Source organism: Drancourtella massiliensis (genome assembly GCF_016900655.1).
GTDB lineage: Bacteria > Bacillota > Clostridia > Lachnospirales > Lachnospiraceae > Sellimonas > Sellimonas catena.
This window is the reverse complement of sequence record NZ_JACJKH010000048.1, coordinates 1-5,523: the sequence shown is the minus strand read 5'-3', so window position 1 is coordinate 5,523 and position 5,523 is coordinate 1. Positions and strand designations below refer to the sequence as shown.

The window sequence follows — 5,523 nt, the reverse complement described above, 5'->3', positions numbered from 1 at the left end:
AGCATAGGACTTACCACTTTCATAAAGCAGATAGCTTATTAAAGTGCGCCTAAAATATCCGGTTATCCACTTTTCATTCCAAAACTCCTTCCCTGTACGAATTTTCCTTGTTTTTCTTCAAGTTTACGAAGGAGTTTCGCAATTACCTAGTACATATAATCATCCAAGATAATTATACCTTTGTACTTGGCAAAATTGCCACCATTTGAAAGTAAAACCCAGATAAACTTTTGGTAAACAGATATTCTCCTGGTGAGGATATGAATTTTGTGTGGACACAAGCCTTTGAAATTATAAGTTGCCAGGCTATTTCCTTTCTGGTATAATCCAGGTTATAGATGCTTATAAGGCTTAAGACATTATCAATACGCCCCAGAGGCTCCCGGGCGGATCGGAGGTAAATGCAATGTACAAAACAGTGGTAATAAAGTATTCCCCCAAGGTGAAAGACATGGCCGCAAAAGTGGAAGAGGCGGCCAACAAAATGGAGCGGGAAGGGTTTGAACTGATCTCCTGCTCAATCATGCCTTCTTCTAAAGGTATTCTGGTTTTCAAGAAAACCACCGTGGTTGGATCAATAGAATAAAGTCTTTCTCAAATAGGCCGTTTTCAGGAGTACTGGGAACGGCCATTTGTTAAATTCACGCCAGATACATGTTAAATATAGGAGAAGGTCGATAATAGCTTATGTTGAAGAAACGAACGATAGCATTACTTTTGTGTTTCTGTGTTTTTTGCTGCCTGAGTATTTTGATAGCAGCACAGCCCGTCTATGCTCAGGATGGATACCAGAAAAATCCTGTTGATTACCGTGAGATTGATGACTATCTGCGATCCGCCGTAGACAATGCCCATATTCCCGGAATGTCCGTGACGATTGTAAACAAAGATGCGGTACTATTTTCCGGGAATTATGGAGACTGCGAAAGCAGCGAAACGCCCTTTTATCTGGGTTCGGTCAGTAAATCCTTTACCGCCGTCTGCATCATGCAGCTGGTTGAGCAGGGGAAAGTTGACCTGAATGCACCTGTCTTCGCATATCTGCCGGGTGCAACCGATGGTGACAGGATTTCAGTGAGCCAACTGCTGAATCATACAAGCGGTCTTGGCCAGTACCAGACCTTAGAAAATTATAAGATCGTGAACGAGCAGGGTGTGCATCATTACGCCAATGTAAATTATTCCCTGCTTGGCGAAATAATCGAGGCTGTCAGTGGTGAATCGTACAGTGATTACATAACGAAGAATCTCTTCGAGCCGCTGCAGCTTTCCCATACTGCCGCTACGCAGGACGAAAGCGAGAAAAATGGTCTGATTGATGGCTATACAAACTATTGGGGCTTCAACATCAAAACAAGCCACAAATATCCTTCCTCCAAGGATGACTGGATTACCGTCCCTGCCGGTTACATCTCATCCTCCACAGAAGACTTGGGGAAATACCTACAGATGTATCTGAATAGAGGAAGCGGCATTCTTTCAGAATCCAGCATCGATACGATGTTTTATGGGGATACCATCTATGTGGATGGCGACATCCCTTATTGGTACGGGTACGGGTGGACGCGTATCGAGGCTCCTCTTTCTGAGCCGGTTCTGCAGCACAACGGCCTTGTCGAAACCGGGAACGCCTGCATCTTTCTGCTGCCGGAAAGCAGCCTTGCGATGGCTGTTACGGCCAATGTAAACGATTATTTTGCAGCAAACGCCATGATAGATTCGCTGGGGTGGGGCGTGGCGCTCATGCTCCTGGGGGATGCGCCAAATGAAATATCGGGCAGCACGTATACCCTGAACCATCTCTGGCTCAACCTGACTATGTTGGCCGTACTGACAATAGCAATCATTCCGTTATGCCGACTTTCCAAATACCGGGAACGCGTACTGCTACTGCGCGGCAACAAATTGCCGGGAGTGTACTCTTTGATTGGCTTGCATTTTCTTTTACCCGTCTTCCTGCTGATGGCTGTTCCGGTATTTTTGAAAATTCCCCTATGGGTCGTTCAGGCTTTTGTTCCTGACGTTTTCTTGACCATTATTGTTTCTACTGTACTGCTTCTGGCCGTAGGCTTTCTGAAGGGAGGGATTCTATGGGCGCACAAGAAGACAATACGAACAAGAGAAGTCTCCGGAGGAGGCCATTGAGCATCAGGCTATGCGCCGGATTGTTCATCCTGATTTTTACAGTTGGTTTTATGCTCATCGGTGGGGGGATTCTCTATTCAGCCCAGCAAGAAGAAGCCAGTTATACCGACACCACAACGGGCACAGTTGTGGGATACGAAAGCAGGATGGGAGATGCTGATGATTCCTTCCGATATTTCTATGCGCCTGTCGTTCGCTATAAAACCACGAAGGGCAGCCTCTGCACAGGGATTGGGAACGTATGGACATCCAACCGCCCATTTGAAGTTGGTGAACAAATAGATATCCGATATAACCCGGCACAAACAGATGTAGTCAATGTAGAAGGCTACGGCGTTTCCGTGAGCTATAAGCTGGGCATTGTCTTTTTCCTGTTTGGCTCTGCAGTATCTGTGCTCCTGCTGATTTTCCTGATTTTGACAAAGCTCATCCGCAATCCGGATAAAAGGGAGCGGATCATGGGCAAACTAGTGGCCGCCATTATTGCGCTGTTTATTGCCGGAGTATGGTGTATGTTGACAGGGATAAAAATCACGCTGGCTGTTTTTGGGCTGCTGGGGCTATATGCCCTTTTCCAGCATTATAAAAAGAGGAGGGAACCATAAAGTCCTCTCCTCAGCTTCTGGATCTCCGGATATTTATTTTGCGACCTTCTCCAGTGCCTCGCATATCTTCTGCATTCCCAGTTTCTGGTCTTTCACTTTTGCTGTTATGGTGTTATTCACCAGAGAAAGCAGAGTATCAACGCTGTATTGTCCATCAGGTAAGGAATACCCTGAAGTATGTTCCGGACAAAGACAGGAAAGCCTTCGCAACGGATTTGAAAACGATCTATCAGGCGCCAGACGAAAAGAAAGCTCTGGCGGCCCTTGACCGTGTAACAGAGAAATGGACGCCAAAATACCCGAATTCCATGAAACGTTGGAAGGATAACTGGGATGCGATTTCCCCGATTTTCAAGTTTTCAGCGACTGTCCGGAAGGTGATATATACGACACATGCGATAGAATCATTAAATTCCACCTATCGGAGATTAAACCAGCAGAGAAGTGTTTTTCCGAGCGATACTGCCCTGCTGAAAGCTCTGTACCTAGCTACTTTCGAAGCTACCAAAAGATGGACGACAACCATTCGCAACTGGGCGCAGGTCTATGGCGAGCTGAGTATTATGTATGAAGGTAGACTGCCGGAGTAAAAACATTCAGGTTCCATTATGCATGCTATAGGAATACCTGATCAATATATTATGGACCGTGGCGGATGGAAAACAGATCGCGTTCTCAAGAAAGTTTATAGAAATGTCATATCAGACGAAAAGAAAAAGTTTACGGAGCAAATCAATGCGCATTTTGAATCTATGCAACACGAAATGCAACATGAAATAGAAAGGGATTGTCGGTTAATACCGATTTTTAATCCCTGATAAGAAAAGAAGAGACAGTCCCAGAGAATTCGGGCTTTTTCAAAGCCTGAATTCTCTATAGAACTGTCTTTTCCTTTTTGTAGCCCCTGTTTTAGGGCGCAAAAACCCCTTGTTTGGATTTTTGGGGGTTCACTCCTCAGTTAAGCGGTTTTCTGTCCCTTTTTCCCTTCATATTTCTTTATCTCATCATGTATAAAGCGATGGTATTTCATGATGTTTCTTCCAATTGCATACAGCATGAATTCCTTATATACTTTTTCTTTTGAACGGTAGTGGAAACGCCGGAAGTTTTCATTCTCTTTGATATCTCCAAAGTGACCCTCTGTCTGGATCGACCGGATCTGCCGTTTCAAGATTCCTTCTTCACTCTGGATATTCGTGTGGGATTCCTCACGAAGTTCTTCCCATCGTTCGTTGATCTTCATGACCTTGTTCCGGTCCGGGTTCTTTTCGGCATTGTATTTATAAATACATTTCGATTTATGCTCACATCCACTGCAGTCTGCACAGCCATATACCTCTACTGTCTGAGTGTAGCCGTCCTGTTCTTTGCTTTCTGTCCGGATATGGTGCAGCTCCCTTCCGTCATGGCAGATGTAATAGTGTTCATCCTCAAAGACTGCATAGGTCATGTTGTAATATTTCCCGATGTCTTCTTTATAAGCGCGGGTTTTCCGCTTCTCATGGTCCTGGAGTTTGATGAAACTGCGGATCTCGTTTTCTTTCAGATACAGCAGGTTCTTTTCGCTGCAGTAGCCGCTGTCGGCAGTCACTGCCTCCAGCTGATCTCCAAACGCTTTCCTGTGCTTTTGCAGGACTGGAATCAGCGTATTATAATCTGTCCGGTCATTGCTTATATATCCGTGGACAATAAAGTAATTCTCTACTGCAATCTGGACATTGTATGCCGGTTTTAACTGCCCGTTTAGCATATGGTCTTCTTTCATCCGCATGAATGTCGCTTCCAAATCTGTCTTGGAATAACTGTTACGGTCTTTTCCCATAATCTCAAAGCATTCCTTATATTTCATCAGGCGGGTTCCGCATTCTTCCAGTTCTTCATAAAGCTTCTGGATTTCCGGCTTGTGTTTCCCTTTCCCGGAAACGAATCCGATCCCCTCTCCTTCTGCAATCCGCAGCAGATTCTTCTGCAGCTTCAGGATCTCAAGGGGAGAGCAGTGGTCAATTTCAAGGATCGTGTTATTCGAGATTTTCTTATGTTTTGTCAGTTTCCTCTTTCTGTTTTCTTGAATGACCTTCCTGACCTGCTCCATTCCCTCGATCACAAACATATGGGCATTTCCAAGATCGTATTTGGGACCATACCCATTTTCAAGCAGAAATGCATTGTACTTTGAGTAAAGAGCATCTATGGTATCCAGCAGGCCTGCAAGGTGATAATTGAGGCTGCCCCGCCAGACAAATGTATATCTGTTTGCATTTGCTTCTATCTTGGTTCCATCGATATAAAGCTCTTTCAGCGTGATAAGTCCTTCTTTTTCCAGGCGACGCATGAACTGATAGTTCAATTCATCCAAAACTTCACCTGTCAGTTTCTTTCCTTTCCAGTCATAAAAGGCGTCTCTCTGAGGCTTTTCTCCTTTGGTCAGCCAGATAAAAGCAAGATCTCTCCGGCATAAGTCTACAATGCGGTCAACAGACCTGACCCCGCGCATATTTGCGTAGGTAACGACAGCATACAGCATGATTGGGTTATACCCGGTTCTTCCCTTATCCGAATAACAGGCCAGCAGGCCTGAAAAATCTAATTCCTCCAACACTTTTTTCAGGGTATAGACTGGATCGTCATCGGGTATACTCAATTCGAAGAAACTGAAGTTACAGCACTGAAGAATAAAAACTTTTCGCAATAAAAATCCCAGAGATTTCCTGCTTTTCTTCTGTTTAATGTAAAATAAAAGAAAAAAATTTTACACACAGGAGAAAAGTATGAA

Annotated in this window: 4 protein-coding genes and 1 pseudogene; 4 read left to right on the top strand and 1 reads right to left on the bottom strand. The window is 44.5% G+C overall.

Annotation, left to right across the window (positions count from 1 at the left end; genetic code table 11):
- The first annotated feature begins 406 nt into the window (after positions 1 to 406).
- From H6A32_RS15425 to H6A32_RS15410, 4 genes and pseudogenes are all read left to right on the top strand, one after another.
- On the top strand, positions 407 to 586 hold the full coding sequence (locus H6A32_RS15425) for a hypothetical protein (RefSeq protein ID WP_183774556.1): 180 nt from the start codon (positions 407 to 409) through the stop codon (positions 584 to 586).
- Between the two features lie 101 nt (positions 587 to 687).
- On the top strand, positions 688 to 2,145 hold the full coding sequence (locus H6A32_RS15420; RefSeq protein WP_204864781.1) for a serine hydrolase domain-containing protein: 1,458 nt from the start codon (positions 688 to 690) through the stop codon (positions 2,143 to 2,145).
- On the top strand, positions 2,091 to 2,750 hold the full coding sequence (locus H6A32_RS15415; protein WP_204864780.1) for a DUF3592 domain-containing protein: 660 nt from the start codon (positions 2,091 to 2,093) through the stop codon (positions 2,748 to 2,750). The genes H6A32_RS15420 and H6A32_RS15415 overlap by 55 nt, the downstream gene beginning before the upstream one ends.
- Before the next feature lie 131 nt (positions 2,751 to 2,881).
- A pseudogene (locus H6A32_RS15410) lies at positions 2,882 to 3,340 on the top strand (transposase); the annotation flags it as partial.
- 368 nt (positions 3,341 to 3,708) lie between these two features.
- Here H6A32_RS15410 and H6A32_RS15405 read toward each other — a convergent pair.
- Complete coding sequence (locus tag H6A32_RS15405; RefSeq protein ID WP_346342300.1) at positions 3,709 to 5,391, bottom strand: IS1182 family transposase; 1,683 nt, start codon at positions 5,389 to 5,391, stop codon at positions 3,709 to 3,711.
- Positions 5,392 to 5,523 lie beyond the last annotated feature (132 nt).

Coding starts and splice junctions, on each gene's coding strand:
- H6A32_RS15425 (WP_183774556.1), top strand. CDS start 407: ATGTACAAAACAGTGGTAATAAAGTATTCCCCCAAGGTGAAAGACATG.
- H6A32_RS15420 (WP_204864781.1), top strand. CDS start 688: ATGTTGAAGAAACGAACGATAGCATTACTTTTGTGTTTCTGTGTTTTT.
- H6A32_RS15415 (WP_204864780.1), top strand. CDS start 2,091: ATGGGCGCACAAGAAGACAATACGAACAAGAGAAGTCTCCGGAGGAGG.